This is a genomic window from Streptomyces sp. NPDC028368 (assembly GCF_055565615.1).
Genome location: NZ_JBVHTY010000020.1, coordinates 69491 through 87818 on the forward strand (window position 1 = coordinate 69491; position 18328 = coordinate 87818).

General features: G+C 70.4%; 14 protein-coding genes. 11 read left to right on the forward strand and 3 right to left on the reverse strand.

The genetic code is table 11. The features are described from left to right. Nucleotides 1–11 precede the first annotated feature (11 nt). Genes nuoE through nuoN form a run of 10 tightly spaced genes read left to right on the forward strand, consistent with a single transcriptional unit; the run spans nucleotide 12 to nucleotide 13129 of the window. Nucleotides 12–848 (forward strand): NADH-quinone oxidoreductase subunit NuoE, encoded by an 837-nt coding sequence (gene nuoE / locus ACZ4S3_RS34445; protein ID WP_467941842.1) that lies wholly within the window; start codon nucleotides 12–14, stop codon nucleotides 846–848. Continuing rightward, nucleotides 848–2221, forward strand: a complete 1374-nt coding sequence (nuoF, locus tag ACZ4S3_RS34450; protein WP_467941704.1) for an NADH-quinone oxidoreductase subunit NuoF — start codon at nucleotides 848–850, stop codon at nucleotides 2219–2221. Before nuoE ends, nuoF begins: the two co-directional genes overlap by 1 nt. Continuing rightward, on the forward strand, nucleotides 2218–4746 hold the full coding sequence (locus ACZ4S3_RS34455) for an NADH-quinone oxidoreductase subunit G (RefSeq protein WP_467941706.1): 2529 nt from the start codon (nucleotides 2218–2220) through the stop codon (nucleotides 4744–4746). Before nuoF ends, ACZ4S3_RS34455 begins: the two co-directional genes overlap by 4 nt. Then, nucleotides 4746–6137, forward strand: a complete 1392-nt coding sequence (gene nuoH / locus ACZ4S3_RS34460; protein WP_467941708.1) for an NADH-quinone oxidoreductase subunit NuoH — start codon at nucleotides 4746–4748, stop codon at nucleotides 6135–6137. Before ACZ4S3_RS34455 ends, nuoH begins: the two co-directional genes overlap by 1 nt. Beyond that, a complete protein-coding gene (gene nuoI / locus ACZ4S3_RS34465) occupies nucleotides 6130–6741 on the forward strand; it encodes an NADH-quinone oxidoreductase subunit NuoI (protein WP_467941710.1) in 612 nt (203 codons plus the stop codon). Before nuoH ends, nuoI begins: the two co-directional genes overlap by 8 nt. Then, nucleotides 6738–7616 carry an NADH-quinone oxidoreductase subunit J gene (locus ACZ4S3_RS34470; protein WP_467941712.1) on the forward strand — a complete coding sequence of 293 codons (879 nt, stop codon included), beginning with the start codon at nucleotides 6738–6740 and terminating at the stop codon, nucleotides 7614–7616. Before nuoI ends, ACZ4S3_RS34470 begins: the two co-directional genes overlap by 4 nt. Next, a complete protein-coding gene (gene nuoK, locus ACZ4S3_RS34475) occupies nucleotides 7613–7912 on the forward strand; it encodes an NADH-quinone oxidoreductase subunit NuoK (protein ID WP_467941714.1) in 300 nt (99 codons plus the stop codon). Before ACZ4S3_RS34470 ends, nuoK begins: the two co-directional genes overlap by 4 nt. A 13-nt stretch (nucleotides 7913–7925) precedes the next feature. Next, a complete protein-coding gene (gene nuoL, locus ACZ4S3_RS34480; RefSeq protein WP_467941716.1) occupies nucleotides 7926–9809 on the forward strand; it encodes an NADH-quinone oxidoreductase subunit L in 1884 nt (627 codons plus the stop codon). A 3-nt stretch (nucleotides 9810–9812) separates the two neighbouring features. Further along, nucleotides 9813–11480: an NADH-quinone oxidoreductase subunit M gene (locus tag ACZ4S3_RS34485; RefSeq protein ID WP_467941718.1), complete on the forward strand. Its 1668-nt coding sequence runs from the start codon at nucleotides 9813–9815 to the stop codon at nucleotides 11478–11480. Next, entirely contained in the window at nucleotides 11477–13129 is a 1653-nt protein-coding gene (gene nuoN / locus ACZ4S3_RS34490) for an NADH-quinone oxidoreductase subunit NuoN (protein WP_467941720.1), read from the forward strand. Before ACZ4S3_RS34485 ends, nuoN begins: the two co-directional genes overlap by 4 nt. An 88-nt stretch (nucleotides 13130–13217) precedes the next feature. Here the strand turns inward: nuoN and ACZ4S3_RS34495 are convergent, their stop codons facing one another. The 3 genes from ACZ4S3_RS34495 to fahA all read right to left on the reverse strand — a co-directional run bounded on the left by ACZ4S3_RS34495 (nucleotide 13218) and on the right by fahA (nucleotide 16033). Continuing rightward, entirely contained in the window at nucleotides 13218–13700 is a 483-nt protein-coding gene (locus ACZ4S3_RS34495) for a hypothetical protein (RefSeq protein ID WP_467941722.1), read from the reverse strand. Between the two features lie 366 nt (nucleotides 13701–14066). Continuing rightward, entirely contained in the window at nucleotides 14067–14744 is a 678-nt protein-coding gene (locus ACZ4S3_RS34500) for a GOLPH3/VPS74 family protein (RefSeq protein WP_467941724.1), read from the reverse strand. Then, on the reverse strand, nucleotides 14741–16033 hold the full coding sequence (fahA, locus tag ACZ4S3_RS34505; protein WP_467941726.1) for a fumarylacetoacetase: 1293 nt from the start codon (nucleotides 16031–16033) through the stop codon (nucleotides 14741–14743). Before fahA ends, ACZ4S3_RS34500 begins: the two co-directional genes overlap by 4 nt. Nucleotides 16034–17097: 1064 nt before the next feature. On the opposite strand from fahA, the gene ACZ4S3_RS34510 reads away from it, so the two are divergent. Next, nucleotides 17098–18309 carry an FAD-dependent oxidoreductase gene (locus ACZ4S3_RS34510; RefSeq protein ID WP_467941728.1) on the forward strand — a complete coding sequence of 404 codons (1212 nt, stop codon included), beginning with the start codon at nucleotides 17098–17100 and terminating at the stop codon, nucleotides 18307–18309. The last annotated feature ends 19 nt before the right edge of the window (nucleotides 18310–18328 follow it).

Consider the following 18328-nt stretch of genomic DNA (forward strand, 5'->3'; position numbering starts at 1 on the left):
TCCAGCTGGGCATGCCCCAACTCCCCGCCCCCGACTACCCGGCCGACGTCCGGGCCCGGCTGGAGGCCGACGCCAAGGAGGTGATCGCCCGCTACCCCGGCTCCCGCTCCGCGCTGCTGCCCCTGCTGCACCTCGTACAGGCCGAGGAAGGGCATGTCACCCGCACCGGCATCCGCTTCTGCGCCGAGCTGCTCGACCTGACCACGGCCGAGGTCACGGCGGTCTCGACCTTCTACTCCATGTACCGCCGCAAGACCGGCGGCGACTACCAGGTCGGGGTCTGCACCAACACCCTGTGCGCGGTGATGGGCGGCGACGCCATCTTCGACGAGCTCAAGCGGCACCTGGGCGTCGAGAACGGCCAGACCACCGAGGACGGCGCCGTCACCCTCGAACACATCGAGTGCAACGCCGCCTGCGACTTCGCCCCCGTCGTGATGGTCAACTGGGAGTTCTTCGACAACCAGACCCCCGAGACCGCCAAGCGGCTGGTCGACGACCTGCGGGCCGGACGGACCGTCGAACCCACCCGCGGCGCCCCCCTGTGCACCTACCAGAAGACGTCCCGGATCCTCGCCGGCTTCCCCGACGAGCGGCCGGGCGCCGTCGAGGCCACCGGCGGTGCCGGACCCGCCTCACTGATCGGGCTGCGCCTGGCCAAGGGCGAAGCCGTCCCGGGCCGCGGTACGGACCACGTCATCGCACCCCGCACCGCCGAGGGCTCCGCGGAAGAACCGCCCGACGCCCAGGCACCCTCGGGCCACCCCAGCTCACACGACGCACCACAGCACACCGCGGCCTCCGACCCCGAGCACCCGGCCGGACCGACAGCAGAGGAGGGGGAGTGATGACCGTGGCAGCCGAGTACGGGGGCACCCGGCCAGGGGCCGGCGGCGACCCCGAGAAGATCCTCGCGCCCGTCCTGTCCGCCTTCTGGGACCAGCCCGAATCCTGGACGCTGGAAACCTATCGCCAGCACCAGGGCTACGAGGGCCTGCGCAAGGCCCTCGCCATGCCGCCCGACGACGTGATCGCCTACGTCAAGGACTCCGGGCTCCGCGGCCGCGGCGGCGCGGGCTTCCCGACCGGGATGAAGTGGCAGTTCATCCCGCAGGGCGACGGCAAACCGCACTATCTAGTTGTCAACGCCGACGAATCGGAGCCCGGGACCTGCAAGGACATCCCGCTCCTCTTCGCGAACCCGCATTCCCTCATTGAGGGGATCGTGATCGCCTGTCATGCGATCCGGTCGAACCACGCCTTCATCTATCTGCGCGGTGAGGTCGTGCCCGTACTGCGCCGGCTGCACGAGGCCGTACGTGAGGCGTATGCGGCGGGCTTCCTCGGAAAGGACATCCTCGGGTCGGGACTCGACCTGGATGTGATCGTGCACGCGGGCGCCGGCGCGTACATCTGCGGTGAGGAAACCGCGCTTCTCGACTCGCTGGAAGGCCGGCGCGGACAGCCCCGGCTGCGTCCCCCTTTCCCGGCGGTGGCGGGCCTTTACGCCTGCCCCACTGTGGTGAACAACGTCGAATCCATCGCGTCGGTTCCCGCGATCCTGAACAAAGGCAAGGACTGGTTCAGGTCGATGGGCAGCGAGAAGTCCCCGGGCTTCACGCTCTACTCGCTCAGCGGCCATGTCACCAACCCCGGCCAGTACGAAGCCCCGTTGGGCATCACCCTGCGCCAGCTGCTGGACATGAGCGGCGGCATCCGCCCCGGCCACCGGCTGAAGTTCTGGACACCGGGCGGCTCCTCGACACCGATGTTCACCGACGAACACCTCGACGTCCCCCTCGACTACGAAGGTGTCGGCGCGGCCGGCTCGATGCTCGGCACCAAGGCGCTGCAGTGCTTCGACGAGACCACCTGCGTCGTACGGGCCGTCACCCGCTGGACCGAGTTCTACGCGCACGAATCCTGCGGCAAGTGCACGCCCTGCCGTGAAGGGACGTACTGGCTGGTGCAGTTGCTGCGCGACATCGAGGCCGGCAAGGGCGTGATGGACGACCTCGACAAGCTGAACGACATCGCCGACAACATCAACGGCAAGTCCTTCTGCGCCCTCGGCGACGGCGCCGCCTCGCCGATCTTCTCCTCGCTCAAGTACTTCCGCGAGGAGTACGAGCAGCACATCACCGGCAAGGGCTGCCCCTTCGACCCCGCCAAGTCGACCCTGTGGGCCGACAACGACGCTCACCTGGGGGTGAATGCATGACCGTCACGACCACGGGATCGAACAGTGGCTCCGCCACGGGCCCCACCGGGGGCGGCGAGGCGGCGATCCCGCCGGAGGACCTCGTCACCCTGACGATCGACGGCATCGAGATCTCCGTCCCCAAGGGGACGCTGGTCATCCGCGCCGCGGAACTCCTCGGCATCGAGATCCCGCGCTTCTGCGACCACCCGCTGCTGGACCCGGCCGGCGCCTGCCGCCAGTGCATCGTCGAGGTCGAGGGCCAGCGCAAGCCGATGGCCTCCTGCACCATCACCTGCACCGACGGCATGGTCGTCAAGTCGCAGCTCACCTCCCCGGTGGCCGAGAAGGCCCAGCGCGGGGTGATGGAACTGCTGCTGATCAACCACCCGCTGGACTGCCCGGTCTGCGACAAGGGCGGCGAGTGCCCGCTGCAGAACCAGGCGATGCAGGTCGGCGACCCGGACAGCCGCTTCGAGGGCAAGAAGCGCACCTTCGAGAAGCCGGTACCGATCTCCACGCAGGTGCTGCTGGACCGCGAGCGGTGCGTGCTGTGCGCGCGCTGCACCCGCTTCAGCAACCAGATCGCCGGCGACCCGATGATCGAGCTGGTCGAGCGCGGCGCCCTCCAGCAGGTCGGCACCGGAGAGGGCGATCCCTTCCAGTCGTACTTCTCCGGCAACACCATCCAGATCTGCCCGGTCGGCGCGCTCACCTCCGCCGCGTACCGCTTCCGCTCCCGCCCCTTCGACCTGGTCTCCTCGCCGTCGGTGTGCGAACACTGCGCGGGCGGCTGCGCGACCCGGACGGACCACCGTCGCGGCAAGGTCATGCGGCGGCTGGCGGCGAACGACCCCGAGGTCAACGAGGAGTGGATCTGCGACAAGGGGCGCTTCGCCTTCCGGTACGCGCAGCAGCGGGACCGGCTGGAGCAGCCCCTCGTACGCAACGCGGCCAGCGGCGAGCTGGAGCCGGCGAACTGGCCCGAGGCGCTGGAGGCCGCGGCCCGCGGGCTGGCGGCCGCCAAGGGGCGCACCGGCGTCCTGACCGGCGGCCGGCTGACCGTCGAAGACGCCTACGCCTACGCCAAGTTCGCCCGGATCGCGCTGGACACCAACGACATCGACTTCCGGGCGCGGGCACACAGCGCCGAGGAGGCCGACTTCCTGGCGGCCGAGGTCGCCGGCCGGGGCCGCGATCTGGACGGCAGCGGCATCACGTACACCGCCCTGGAGAAAGCACCGGCCGTCCTCCTGGCCGGCATCGAAGCGGAAGAGGAGGCGCCCGGCGTCTTCCTGCGGCTGCGCAAGGCACACCGCACGAGCGGCCGGCGCACCTACGGCCTGGCCACCCACGCCACCCGCGGCCTGATCAAGGCCGGCGGCACCCTGCTCCCGGCCGCACCCGGCACCGAAACCGAATGGCTGGACGCGCTCGCGAGCGGCGTCGGCCTGGAGGGCGAGGGGCACGCCGCGGCCGAGGCGCTGCGGGCGGAGGGCTCGGTGATCGTCGTCGGCGAGCGGCTGGCCACGGTGCCCGGCGCCCTGACCGCCGCGGTCCGCGCCGCCGCTGCCACCGGCGCCCAGCTGGTATGGATCCCGCGCCGGGCCGGCGAACGCGGCGCCATCGAGGCGGGCGCGCTCCCGGGCCTGCTGCCCGGTGGCCGCCCCGCCACCGACCCCCGGGCCCGCGACGAGGTCGCCGCCACCTGGGGGGCCGAACTCCCGCACCGGCACGGCCGCGACACCGGCCAGATCATCGAGGCCGCGGCGACCGGCGAACTGGGCGCGCTTCTGGTGGCCGGCGTCGAGGTCGCCGACCTGCCCGACCCGGCCCGCGCGCTGACCGCCCTGGACGAGGTCGGCTTCCTGGTCAGCCTGGAACTGCGGCCCTCGCAGGTCACCGACCGGGCCGATGTGGTCCTCCCGGTGGCGGCCGTGGTCGAGAAAGCCGGAACGTTCCTCAACTGGGAGGGCCGGGCCCGGCTGTTCGAGGCCGCGCTGAAGCCCGACCAGATGACCCGCCGGCATCTGCTGCCGGACGCCCGGGTGCTGCACATGCTCGCCGACGCCCTCGACGTCCACCTGGCGCTGCCCGACCTGCGCTCCGTACGCCGCGAGATGGACCGGCTCGGCGGCTGGGACGGCCCCTACGCGGGCGAGCCCATGGAGACCGGGCGCCAGCTGCCCCGCCCGGACAGTGGCGAGGCCCTCCTGGCCGGACACCGGCTCCTCCTGGACCAGGGGCTGCTCCAGGAGGGCGACGACGCGCTGGCCGGCACCCGGCACACCGCGGTCGCCCGCCTGTCGGAGGCCACCGCGGGGGAGACCGGCGTCAAGGACGGCGACCTGCTGGCGGTCACCGGACCGGCCGGCTCGGTCCGGCTGCCGCTCCAGGTGACGCCGATGCCCGACCGGGTGGTGTGGCTGCCGCTCAATTCCGTGGGCGGTGGCGTCACCGCCGACACCGGGGCGCGCCCCGGTGAGCTGGTGAAGGTCTCCGCCGTACCCGGTACGCCGGAGCCCGCCAAGGAGGTGGAGGCCTGATGCAGCGGCTCGATCAACTGGCAGCCGTGGGACCCGCGCTGGCGCAGGAAGACCTGTCGATGTTCGGCCGCGACCCGTGGTGGCTGATCGTCGTCAAGGCGGTCTTCTGCTTCGCGTTCCTGATGCTGACCGTGCTGTTCTCCATCGTCTGGGAGCGCAAGGTCGTCGCATGGATGCAGCTGCGCATCGGCCCCAACCGGCACGGCCCCTGGGGCATGCTCCAGTCCCTCGCCGACGGCATCAAGCTGATGCTGAAGGAGGACCTGGTCGTCAAGCGGGCCGACAAGGCGGTCTACGTCCTGGCGCCGATCGTCGCGGCCATCCCGGCCTTCATGGCGATCGCGGTGATCCCCTTCGGGCCCGCCGACAACGAGATCTCGATCTTCGGTGTCCGCACCCCGATGCAGCTCACCGACCTCCCCATCGGCATCCTCTACATCCTGGCCACGGCCTCGGTCGGCATCTACGGCATCGTCCTGGCGGGCTGGTCCTCCGGTTCGACCTACCCGCTGCTCGGCGGCCTGCGCTCCTGCGCCCAGATGATCTCGTACGAGATCGCGATGGGCATGTCCTTCGCGGCGGTCTTCCTCTACTCGGGGTCGATGTCGACGTCGACGATCGTGGAGTCGCAGCAGAGCAAGTGGTACGTCCTCCTGCTGCCGGTGTCCTTCATCATCTACATCGTCGCCATGGTGGGCGAGACCAACCGCGCGCCGTTCGACATGCCGGAGTCCGAGGGCGACCTCGTCGGCGGCTTCAACACCGAGTACTCGTCGATCAAGTTCGCGATGTTCATGCTCGCCGAGTACATCAACATGGTCACCGTCTCGGCGGTCGCGGTCACCCTCTTCCTGGGCGGCTGGAAGGCCCCGTACCCGATCACCTCCTTCTGGGAGGGCGCGAACCACGGCTGGTGGCCGATGCTCTGGTTCGTCATCAAGGTCCAGCTGCTGCTGTTCTTCTTCATCTGGGTGCGCGGCACGCTCCCGCGCGTGCGCTACGACCAGTTCATGAAACTGGGCTGGAAGGTCCTCATCCCGGTCTCGCTGGTCTGGCTGATGCTGGTCGCCACCGTCCGGGCACTGAAGAACGAGGGCTACGACTTCCAGCAGATCGTGCTCTACGTCGCCGGGGCCGCCATCACCCTGCTGCTGATCTCGCTCGTCGTGGACTTCTTCCGGAACAGCGAACGGGAGGAGGAGCCGGACGGCGACGGGGAGTTCGACCCGATGGCCGGCGGATTCCCCGTACCACCGCTGCCCGGACAGAGCCTGCCGCCCGTGCCGCGACGGCGGCCGCGAGGGGGAGAGCGCGAGTTGATTGTCAGTGGTGGGGCGGACACTGTCAGTGACGGAAATGGGATCGACGGAAAGGGGGGCGACGGTGCCTGAGTTCCAGAACCCCGTGGCCGGCTTCGGCGTGACCTTCAAGGCCATGTTCAAGAAGCGGCTGACCGAGCAGTACCCGGAGGAGAAGAAGCCGACGGCCCCGCGCTTCCATGGCCGCCATCAGCTCAACCGCCATCCGGACGGCCTGGAGAAATGCATCGGGTGCGAACTGTGCGCCTGGGCCTGCCCCGCGGACGCGATCTACGTCGAGGGCGCGGACAACACCGACGAGGAGCGCTACTCCCCGGGCGAGCGCTACGGCCGCGTCTACCAGATCAACTACCTGCGCTGCATTCTGTGCGGCCTGTGCGTGGAGGCCTGCCCGACCCGCGCGCTGACCATGACCAATGAGTACGAACTCGCCGACCGGTCCCGCGAATCGCTCATCTACACCAAGGAGGAGCTGCTCGCGGGCCTGGAGGAGACCATGGTCGATTCGCCGCATGTGATCTACCCCGGCATGACGGAGAAGGACTACTACAACGGGCTGGTGACCGAGGCCGCGCCGGGGACCGTACGCCAAGTCGCGGTCACCAAGGGCGAGAAGCCGGACAAGACCTCCGAGGCCAAGGACGACGCCTCCCATGAGAAGGGGGTGCAGGGATGATCGGCCTCGCCGCCGCGGCCTCCACGACCTCCACGGGGGAGGCTGTGCAGTTCTGGATCCTGGGCATCGTCGCCGTCACCGGCGCCCTGTGCACGATCTTGATGAAGCGTGCCGTGCACAGCGCCCTCTCACTCGCCGGGACCATGATCGTCCTGGCGATCTTCTATCTGGCCAACGGCGCCTACTTCCTCGGCATCGTCCAGATCGTCGTCTATACGGGCGCGATCATGATGCTGTTCCTCTTCGTCGTCATGCTCGTCGGCGTCACCGCGGCGGACTCCCTCAAGGAGACCCTCAAGGGCCAGCGCTGGCTCGCCGCCGGCCTCGGCCTCGGCTTCGGCGTCCTGCTCATCGCCGGCATCGGCAACGCCTCGCTCAAGGAGTTCAACGGCCTGGGCGAGGCCAACGCCGGCGGCAATGTGCAGGGCCTGGCCGCGCTCATCTTCACCAAGTACGTCTTCGCCTTCGAAATCACCGGCGCCCTGTTGATCACGGCGGCCGTCGGCGCGATGGTGCTCACCCACCGGGAGCGCACGGAGCGCGCCAAGAGCCAGCGCGAGCAGTCCATCGCGCGGGTCAAGGAAGGCAAGCAGGTGCCGCCGCTGCCCGCCCCCGGTGTCTACGCCCGGCACAACGCCGTGGACATCCCGGGCCTGCTGCCCGACGGCACCCCGTCCGAGCTGACCGTCAACCCGACGCTGCGCGGGCGCGGCCAGATGCGCGATGTCTCGCGTGAGTCGCTCGCCGAGCTCAAGGCGCTGGAGCAGCGCTCGGAGGAATGGCTGGAGCGCGGCGAGGAGCCCGAGGCGGCGCCACCCTCATCGCCGTCCGGCCCCTCGGCACCGAAAGGCCACAAGGAGGGGGCCAAGAAATGAACCCGGTCTACTACCTCTATCTGGCCGCCCTGTTGTTCACCATCGGCACGGCCGGGGTGCTGATCAGGCGGAACGCCATCGTGGTGTTCATGTGCATCGAGCTGATGCTCAACGCCTGCAATCTCGCCTTCGTGACCTTCTCGCGGATGCACGGGAATCTGGACGGCCAGATCATCGCCTTCTTCACGATGGTCGTCGCCGCGGCCGAGGTCGTGGTCGGCCTGGCGATCATCGTGTCGATCTTCCGCACCCGTCATACGGCCTCGGTCGACGACGCCAGCCTGATGAAGCTGTAAGGGGTCGCACAAAGTGGAGAACTTGATCGCGCTGCTTGTCGCGGCACCGCTGGTCGGTGCGGCCCTGCTGCTGTGCGGCGGTAAACGACTGGACCGCACCGGCCACGTCATCGGCACCCTGCTCGCGGTGGCCTCCTTCGCCGTCGCCGTGGTGCTCTTCGCCGACATGCTCGGCAAGGGAGCCGAGGACCGCGCCCTGCATCAGCATCTGTTCAGCTGGATCCCGGTCGGCGGCTTCCGGGCCGATCTCGCCTTCCAGCTCGACCAGTTGTCGATGACCTTCGTCCTGCTGATCACCGGTGTCGGATCGCTGATCCACATCTACTCGATCGGCTATATGGAGCACGACGAGCGGCGCCGCCGCTTCTTCGGCTATCTGAATCTGTTCCTGGCGGCGATGCTGCTGCTGGTCCTCGCCGACAACTACCTCCTGCTGTACGTCGGCTGGGAGGGCGTCGGCCTCGCCTCGTACCTCCTGATCGGCTTCTGGCAGCACAAGCCCAGCGCGGCCACCGCCGCCAAGAAGGCGTTCCTGGTCAACCGCGTCGGCGATATGGGCCTGTCCATCGCGATCATGCTGATGTTCACGACGTTCGGGACATTCGCCTTCGGCCCGGTCCTCGCCTCCGCCGGCGACGCCTCCGAAGGCAAACTGACCGCCATCGGACTGCTGCTGCTGCTGGCCGCCTGCGGCAAGTCGGCACAGGTCCCGCTGCAGTCCTGGCTCGGTGACGCGATGGAGGGCCCGACCCCGGTCTCGGCCCTGATCCACGCCGCCACGATGGTCACCGCCGGCGTGTATCTGATCACCCGCTCCGGGGCGATCTTCAATCTCGCGCCGGATGCCCAGACGGCCGTCGTCGCGGTCGGCGCGGTCACACTCCTCTTCGGTGCGATCGTCGGTTGCGCCAAGGACGACATCAAGAAAGCGCTGGCCGGTTCGACGATGTCGCAGATCGGCTACATGATCATGGCCGCCGGTCTCGGCCCGATCGGCTACGCCTTCGCGATCATGCATCTGGTCACCCACGGCTTCTTCAAGGCGGGCCTCTTCCTCGGCGCCGGCTCCGTGATGCACGGCATGAACGACGAGGTGGACATGCGCCGCTACGGCGGCCTCCGGAAGTACATGCCGGTCACCTTCATCACCTTCGGCCTCGGCTATCTGGCGATCATCGGCTTCCCGGGCCTGTCCGGTTTCTTCTCCAAGGACAAGATCATCGAGGCGGCATTCGCCAAGGGCGGCACCGAGGGCTGGATCCTCGGCGGCGCGGCCCTGCTGGGCGCCGCGATCACCGCGTTCTACATGACCCGGGTGATGCTGATGACGTTCTTCGGCGAGAAGCGCTGGGACCCCGAAAAAACCCACCCGCACGAGTCCCCGAAATCCATGACGGTCCCGATGATCGTGCTGGCCTTCGGCTCGGTCTTCGCGGGCGGGCTGTTCAGTCTCAACGAGTCGTTCGTGAAGTGGCTGGAGCCGGTCACCTCCTTCGAACACGGCCACTCCCCGCTCAGCGCCACCACCGTCACCGCCGCGACCATGGTCGTCCTGGTCATCGGCGTCGGCATCGCCTGGGCGATGTACGGCCGCAGGCCCGTACCGGCCACCGCCCCGCGCGGCTCGGTGCTCACCCGGGCCGCCCGCCGCGATCTGCTCCAGGACGACTTCAACCACGTCGTCCTGGTACGCGGCGGCGAACACCTCACCCGCACGCTCGTCTACCTCGACCACTCCCTGGTGGACGGCGCGGTCAATGGCACGGCGGCCTCGATGGGCGGACTCTCCGGCCGGCTGCGCCAGTTGCAGACCGGTTTCGTCCGCTCGTACGCGGTCCAGATGCTGGGCGGGGCCGCCGTTCTGGTCGCCGCGACCCTGCTGATGAGGGGTGTCTGAGCCATGGCAGATTTTTCCTTCCCTCTGCTGACGGTGACCGCCGCGGTCCCGGCGATCGGCGCGATCGCCACCGCCGCGGTGCCCGCCGCCAAGCGCACCGCGGCCAAATGGCTGGCCCTGGTGTTCTCGCTGGCCACCTTCGTGCTGGCCCTGGTGATCGCCTTCCGCTTCGTGCCCGGCGCCAAGGGCCCGTACCAACTCACCGAATCGCACGCCTGGATCCGGGACTTCGGAGTCCGCTACGAACTCGGCGTGGACGGCATCGCGGTCGCCCTGATCGCGCTCACCGCCCTGCTGATCCCGTTCGTCATCCTGGCCGGCTGGCACGACGCCGACCCCCTCGAAGAGGCCAGCCCCAACCGCCGCTGGCGGCCCACCCAGGGCTTCTTCGCCCTGATCCTGGCCGTCGAGGCCATGGTGGTCATCTCCTTCGAAGCCACCGACGTCTTCCTCTTCTACATCTTCTTCGAAGCCATGCTCATCCCGATGTACTTCCTCATCGGCGGCTTCGGAGACCGCGCCGGGGCGCACGGCGAGGAACAGGCCGCCACCCAGCGGTCGTACGCCGCGGTGAAGTTCCTGCTCTACAACCTCGTCGGCGGCCTGATCATGCTGGCCGCGGTGATCGGGCTGTACGCCGTCACCGCCGACCAGCTCGGCAACGGCACCTTCTCGCTCCAGCAGATCGTCGAGGCACGGGCAGCGGGCAAGCTCACCATCGGCACGGGCACCGAGCGGCTGCTCTTCCTCGGCTTCTTCTTCGCCTTCGCGGTGAAGGCGCCGCTGTGGCCGCTGCACACCTGGCTGCCCAACGCCATGGGCGAGGCGACCTCCCCGGTGGCGGTGCTGATCACCGCGGTCGTCGACAAGGTCGGCACCTTCGCGATGCTCCGCTTCTGCCTCCAGCTCTTCCCCGAGGCCAGCAGCTGGGCGACCCCCGTCATCCTCGTACTCGCGCTGATCAGCATCGTCTACGGCGCGCTGCTCGCCGTCGGCCAACGGGACATCAAGCGCCTGATCGCCTACGCCTCGATCTCCCACTTCGGGTTCATCATCCTCGGCATCTTCGCCATGACGTCCCAGGGCCAGGGCGGCGCGACGCTCTACATGGTCAACCACGGCATCTCGACCGCCGCGCTGATGCTGGTGGCCGGATTCCTGATCAGCCGCCGCGGCTCGCGTCTGATCGCGGACTACGGCGGCGTCCAGAAGGTCGCCCCGGTCCTCGCCGGCACCTTCCTGGTCGGCGGTCTGGCAACCCTCTCGCTGCCCGGCCTGGCCCCGTTCATCAGCGAATTCCTGGTCCTGGTCGGCACCTTCAGCCGCTATCCGGTCATCGGCATCATCGCCACCTTCGGCATCGTCCTCGCCGCGCTCTACGTCCTCGTCCTCTACCAGCGGACGATGACCGGCCCGGTGAAGCCGGAGGTGCGCAGCATGCCCGACCTGCGGGTCCGGGAGCTGCTGGTGGTCGCGCCGCTCATCGCGCTGCTGCTCTTCCTCGGGGTGTATCCCAAGCCGCTCACCGACATCGTCAACCCTGCGGTGGATCACACCCTGTCCGTCGTGGACAAGAAGGACCCCAAACCCACTGTGCAGGTGGACGCCGTGCCCGGTGGAGGCCGGCACGGTCACGCCGCTCGTGATCAAGACGTGGAGGCCGCGAAGTGAGTTCCGTGGCAAGTGTCCACAGCCTGTGGACGGTGGCGGCCGATGTGCCGGGCCGGATCCCGGCGCCGCATATCGAGTACGCCCAGCTGTCGCCGACACTGATCGTCCTCGGCGCCGCGGTGATCGGCGTCCTGATCGAGGCGCTGCTGCCCCGCAGCAGCCGGTACTACGCCCAGTTGGCGCTGTCCGTGGTGGCGCTGGCCGCAGCGTTCGCCGCGGTGATCGGCCTGGCGGCGGGCGGCTTCGGCTCGTCCAAGGCGCGTATCGCCGCGATGGGCGCCATCGCCGTGGACGGCCCCGCGCTGTTCCTCCAGGGCACGATCCTGCTGGTGTCCCTGGTCGCCGTCTTCACCTTCGCCGAGCGCCGCCTCGACCCGGCGGCGCACGGGAAGCCGGTGGACTCGTTCGCCGCCCAGGCCGCGGCCGTCCCCGGCGGAGCCGCCGAACAGGCCGCGGTCAAGGCCGGGTTCACCACCACCGAGGTCTTCCCGATCGTTCTCTTCGCGATCGGCGGCATGCTCGTCTTCCCGGCCGCCAACGACCTGCTGACCCTCTTCATCGCGCTGGAAGTCTTCTCCCTCCCGCTGTACATCCTGTGCGCGCTGGCCCGCCGCCAGCGTCTGCTGTCCCAGGAAGCCGCGGTCAAGTACTTCCTCCTCGGTGCCTTCTCCTCCGCCTTCCTCCTGTTCGGCATCGCCCTCCTGTACGGCTACGCCGGCACGGTCACGTACTCCGGGATCGCCGAGGTCATCTCGGACGGCGCCAAGCAGATCGATCCGGCGCTGGCCGGGACGATGGGCAATGACGCGCTGCTGCTGATCGGCGCGGCGCTGGTGCTGATGGGCCTGCTGTTCAAGGTCGGCGCGGTCCCGTTCCACATGTGGACGCCGGACGTCTATCAAGGAGCCCCCACCCCGGTCACGGGCTTCATGGCGGCCGCCACCAAGGTCGCGGCGTTCGGCGCGCTGCTGCGTCTGCTCTACGTCGTCCTCCCCGGCATGCGCTGGGACTGGCGGCCGGTGCTGTGGGGCGTAGCGATCATCACGATGCTGGGCGGTGCGATCGTCGCCATCACTCAGACCGACATCAAGCGGCTGCTGGCCTACTCCTCCATCGCGCACGCCGGTTTCATCCTGGCCGGTGTCATCGCCACCAGCGAGGACGGCATCTCCTCGGTGCTCTTCTACCTGGGTGCCTACTCCTTCGTGACGCTCGGGGCGTTCGCGGTCGTCACCCTGGTACGGGACGCGGGCGGCGAGGCCACGCATCTGTCCAAGTGGGCGGGGCTCGGCCGCCGTTCACCCCTGGTGGCCGCGGTCTTCGCGATCTTCCTGCTGGCCTTCGCGGGCATCCCGCTGACCTCCGGGTTCGCCGGAAAGTTCGCCGTCTTCAAGGCGGCGGCCCAGAGCGGCGCGGGCTGGCTGGTCGTGGTCGGTGTCATTTCGTCGGCCATCGCCGCGTTCTTCTACATCCGCGTCATCGTGCTGATGTTCTTCAGCGAGCCGAAGGCGGACGGTCCGACCGTCGCGGTCCCCAGCCCGCTGACGACCACGGCCATCGCCATCGGCGTCGCGGTCACGCTGGTGCTGGGCCTGGCGCCGCAGTACTTCCTCGACCTGGCCGGCCAGGCGGGGGTATTCGTCCGCTGACGCCGCCGCACCGCCGATACCTGCCACAACGGCCGCCGCCCGGAACCCCAAGAGGGTTCCGGGCGGCGGCCGTTGGCTGTGTGACCGGTCAGCTGCTGGGCATGCCCGGCAGCTTCGGCATGTCCGGGATCTTCACGCTGCCATCGGTGGACTTGGTGTACTTCTCGGTGGGCCCGTTCCGCCAGTCGACCGTCAGGGTCTTACCGTCCGAGCTGGGCTTGAGGGTGCCCATGGTGCGGGTGTTGTCACCCTTGGTGCACGTCAGGGCGGCCATCGTCGTGCCGGCCATCTCCTGGACCTTGCCCATACAGGCGGTCTTGTGCCCGTCTGCGAACGCGACGGTGCCCTTGGTGATCACGAGGACCAGCGGACTGTCGGCCGACCCGGCCTTCCAGGCACCCTCGAACGCCTTGCCGCCCGCGGTCTTGTCGCCCCCGCCCGGAGTCGACGGCGTACTCTCCGGCGCATTGCTCGGCGTGCTGTTGCTGCCCTTGTCGCCGCTGCTTCCGCAACCGCTGAGCAGCATCGCGGCGATGGCCGCCGCCCCGGCGATCTGCGCTGCCTTGCGCACGTACGTCTCCTCCGTTGTGGGACAGGGAGGGGTGAGGGTAGCAGCAGGGGGGTGGGGTGGGGGCGGTGGCGCGGTACTTCGCTGGTGCCCGGCGGGCACCGGTTCGTGCCCCCACCGCCCCGTGACCGCGCCGGTTCGTGTGGGCACCAGTCCGTGCCCGCGCCGCACCGCACCGTGCCCGCACCGCACCGTGCCCGCACCACACCGTGCCCGCACTGGACCGGGATCGCACCGGCACCGCTCCGTGCTCGCACCGCACCAGAGCCGCACCGGACCGCGGCCCTTACATGCTGCCCGCGGCCCCACTGACCGGGCTCTGCGGGCCGACTTCTCCGCGGCGGCCTTGCCCGCCGGCGCTCTGTCCGCCTATGTCCCACCTCCCGCATTCGATGCCGCGTTCTTGTCGTGCTGGACGGCGTGGTACGCCGCGTTGGCGGCCCACTCCTGTCTGGCGAGACGTTTGAGGTCGCGGCGCTGGGCGCGGAAGGACCCGCCGGGCAGGAGTTTGGTGTCCAGGTCGGTGACCGAGGCAAAGGCGGCCAGGAGGCGGCTGCGGTGGTCGGGGAGGTGGGCGTCGATCGCGGACCGGAAGCGGGCGCGGGCCGGGCCGGTCAGGTCGGCCGGGCCGGCGGGGAAGCGGTCGTACGGGAAGAGGCCGAGGACACGCCGCGGCTCCCGGCGTATCGCGCCACGCTCCTCCAGGCGCCGCAGACACAGTTCGTGCACCGGCCGGGCTGCGGTGCGTACCCAGCGGCGGGCTTTGACGCCGGCGCTGCGGTTCTTGCCCGGGTCGGGCAGCGCGGCGAGCGCGCCGTCCAGCACCGGGTCGCCCATCGGCAGCGGATTGGTCACCGATACCCGGTCGCCGCGCTCGACGGCGATCCGACCGGCGGCCTCCAGGTCGGCCAGCGCCGCGCCCGCCAGGCCGTAGCGCAGGTACCTGGGGTTGCTTACGGGGCGGCCGCGGACCGGGTCCAGGGCGAGCAGCAGCAGTTCCTCGGGCAGGGTGAGGGCGGGCGCACCGGGGCCTTGCGTGCCTGTCATGTGGCGTCCCGGGATGTCGGGGAGGGTACGGCGGAACCCGCGTCCGCCGCCCCTGCCGGGGCCGCAGCCGGAACCGCGCTCAGCTCGGGCGCCGGCAGGACGCGTCCGGTGACCTCGCCCAGGCCGATCCGGGCGCCATCGGGGCCAGGCGCCCAGGCGGTGAGGGTGACTTCGTCGCCGTCCTGGAGGTAGGGGCCCTTGCCCTCGGTGATTTCCAGGAGACAGCCGAGCTGGTCGGGCTCGGGGCCGGACACGGTGCCGGAGGCGAACAGATCGCCGGTGCGCAGCGAGGCGCCGTTGACCGTCATATGGGCCAGCTGCTGGGCGGCCGTCCAGTACATCGCGGAGAACGGCGGGCGGGAGAGTGGCCGGCCGTTGAGGGCCACCTCGATGCGGATATCGATGCCGCCCGGCTCGACGTCCGAGTCATCGAGGTAGGGGAGGAGCGGGAAGTCCCGGGCGGGCGGTGCCGTACGGGCCTCGTCGAAGGCGTCGAGCGGAGTGATCCAGGCGGAGACGGAGGTGGCGAAGGACTTGCCGAGGAAGGGGCCGAGCGGCTGATATTCCCAGGCCTGGATATCGCGCGCGGACCAGTCGTTGACGAGACAGACGCCGAAGACGTGGTCGCGGAAGGCGCCGAGACCCACCGGTTCGGTGTACGTGGAAGGGGTGCCTACGACGAAGCCGACCTCGGCCTCGATGTCGAGGCGGGTGGAGGGGCCGAAGGTCGGTACGGCGTCTGCCGGGGCCTTGCGCTGGCCGTTGGGGCGTACCACCGGGGTGCCGGTGACGACAACGGTGCCGGCCCGGCCGTGGTAACCGATCGGCAGATGCTTCCAGTTGGGGGGCAGCGCCGCGCCGTCGGGGCGGAAGATCCGGCCGACGTTGGTGGCGTGGTGCTCGCTGGAGTAGAAGTCGACGTAGTCGGCGACCTCGAAGGGGAGGTGGAGGGTCACCTCGTCCAGGGGATGGAAGAGCGGTGTCACCTTGGTGTGGTGCTCGGGATCGGTGACGGCGGTGCGGATGGCCGCGCGGACCTCTTGCCAGACGGCGCGTCCGGCGGCCAGCAGTGGGGTGAGGGTCGGTGCGGCGAGCAGCGCGGCATGCGGCGGTCGCACGACGGTGGGCAGTGCGCTCGGCAGCGCGCTCAGGTCGAGGACATGGCGGCCGTAGCGGACGCCGAGCTTGCGCCGGTCGGGTGCGTCGGCCGTGCTGAAGACGCCGTAGGGGAGGGTGTAAGGGCCGAAGGGATCGCCTTCTGCCAGGTCGAACGGGCTCTGCTCGGGCATGGACAGCTCCTCGCTTCGTCGTCGCCGGTGGGCGGCCGGGCCGGTCGGTCGGCGGGCCGTCCGGTCCGTGGCCGGTCGGTCCGAAGATCAGAGTACGGCGGGGTGCAACGCGGCGGGGGAGCCTGTGGATAACCGCCGAGTCGGCCCTCGATTCGGCCTTCGATTCGGCCCCGGATTCGGCCGGATTCGGCCGGATCCGGCCTCGCGCCGACCGCCGCAGCGACTGCCGAAGCGACCGACGAACGACTGCCACAGCAACTGCTGCCACAGCAACTGCTGCCACAGCAACCGCCGAAGCGCTCCGCGCACGAGCCGGCTGCCGGACCGCTCCCCGAACGCGCCGCGCACCCGCCTCCGAGCCGACGTAACAAGCGTCCGTCGAACAGCCCCCGAGCCGGGCGCACGCCCAGCACACGCCGCCCCGCGCAGGCGCCGGCTCACCCCTCCCCACCACCCCCAATGTCCGGAAAACCCTTGCCGTACCACGCAATTCGGGCCTAGCGTCCGTTGCTGGTACGAGCCGGGAGGCACCCGGGCGGGGCCGATTCCGTTGGGGGGAAAGTGGCTCGTAGTGGCGCACGGCTCGCGGTCGGCCGAAGCGTTCCGGGGCTGATTGTCACGATCGGTGAGCACCCCCTGCACCACGGCGGCGTCGGAGCGATCCGCAGCCGGGGGTGGCTCGGGGTGCCGATGCATTCCGTGACCGAGGGCCGGTGCCCGCCCGCCGCGGTGTCCCGCAATCTGACGGGCCGATGTGTGTGGCCCGCGACGGGGCGTGCGGAGCCCGGCCGGCCGACGGTGCTGATCCCGACGGACGAGGAAGCGGCCGTGCTGATCGCCGAGCATGCCCCCGCCCTTGCCGAAGCGCTCTTTTCCCCCGTCCGGATCCCCCGTCCGGATCCCCCGTCCGGATCCCCCGTCCGGATCCCCCGTCCGGATTCCCCGTCCGGCGCCGGATCTGCCCCGCCGGCCGGTCCACCGGCACAGCCGCACCGGGTGGCAGGACGGCCGACGGACCGCCGGGACGGCGATACGGTCCACCATCCACAGGAGAGGCGACCGGTGTGAGTAAGTCGAGGACTCCGGTGGCGGTCATCGGCGCCGGACCGTACGGCCTGTCGACGGCCGCGCATCTTCGGGCGCGTGGCCTGCCGGTGCGGGTATTCGGGCAGCCCATGGCGAGCTGGCGGGCGCAGATGCCCGCGGGCATGCTGCTCAAGTCGCCCCCGGCCGCGTCCAGCATCGATGTCCCGCAGGCCGGGCACGCCCTCGGCGACTTCTGCGCGGCCACCGGGGAGGGGCGCTACGCCACCGACTGGGACGTCATCCCTGTGGAGACGTTCGCCCGGTACGGGGAGTGGGTGCAGCGGCGACTCGTCCCGGATCTGGAGCGGGTCCGGGTGATCTCGGTGGACCGGGCGGCCGACGGTTTCGAGCTGAAGCTGGACAGCGGGGAGCCGGCCGCGGCGCGGGCCGTGGTGGTCGCCACGGGGCCGAGCGGGATCGCGTATCTGCCACCGGAGTTGGCGGCCGCGGTCCCGGAGGGGCCGTGTGCCGCGGGGCCCGTCTCGCACAGTTCACAGCACCACGATCTGTCGGCGCTGGCCGGCCGGGACGTGGTGGTCGTCGGCGCCGGGCAGTCGGCCCTGGAGAGCGCGGTCCTCCTGGTGGAGGGCGGCGCGGCGTCCGTGCAGGTGGTGGCGCGCGGGAGCGCGGCGGTGGGCTTCGGCGCGCCGCCGGACGGGCAGCCCCGGTGGCGGCCGCGGACGCCGTTCGGGAATGCCTGGTCGCTGTATGCGGTGACGTATTACGCGGGCGCCTTCCGCCATCTTCCCGTGCCCGCACGGCGGTTCCTGGTGCGCCGGGTGCTGGGCCCGCTGGGCGCATGGTGGCTGCGGGACCGCTTTCTGGGGCGGGTGTCGGTCACCCAGGGGCGGCGGATCGTGCGTGCGCGGGTCCGCGACGGCCATCCGGTGCTGGCGCTACGCGGCGCGGACGGCATCGGCGGCGAGGTCACCGCCGACCATGTGCTGGCCGCCACCGGCTACCGGATGCGGTTGGCGGCGCTGGACTTCCTGGGCCAGGAGCTGCGCGGCGAGATCGCGGTACGCGCGGGTGGTCCCCTCCTGGACGGCGGGTTCGGCTCGTCCGTACCGGGGCTGTACTTCACGGGGCTGCCGGCCGCCGCGTCGTTCGGCCCGGTGATGCGGTTCGTCTGCGGCACGGAGTTCGCCTCGCCCCGGCTGGCGCGGGCGGTGGCGCGGGCGTACGGGTGAGGCCGTACGCCGGGCCGGC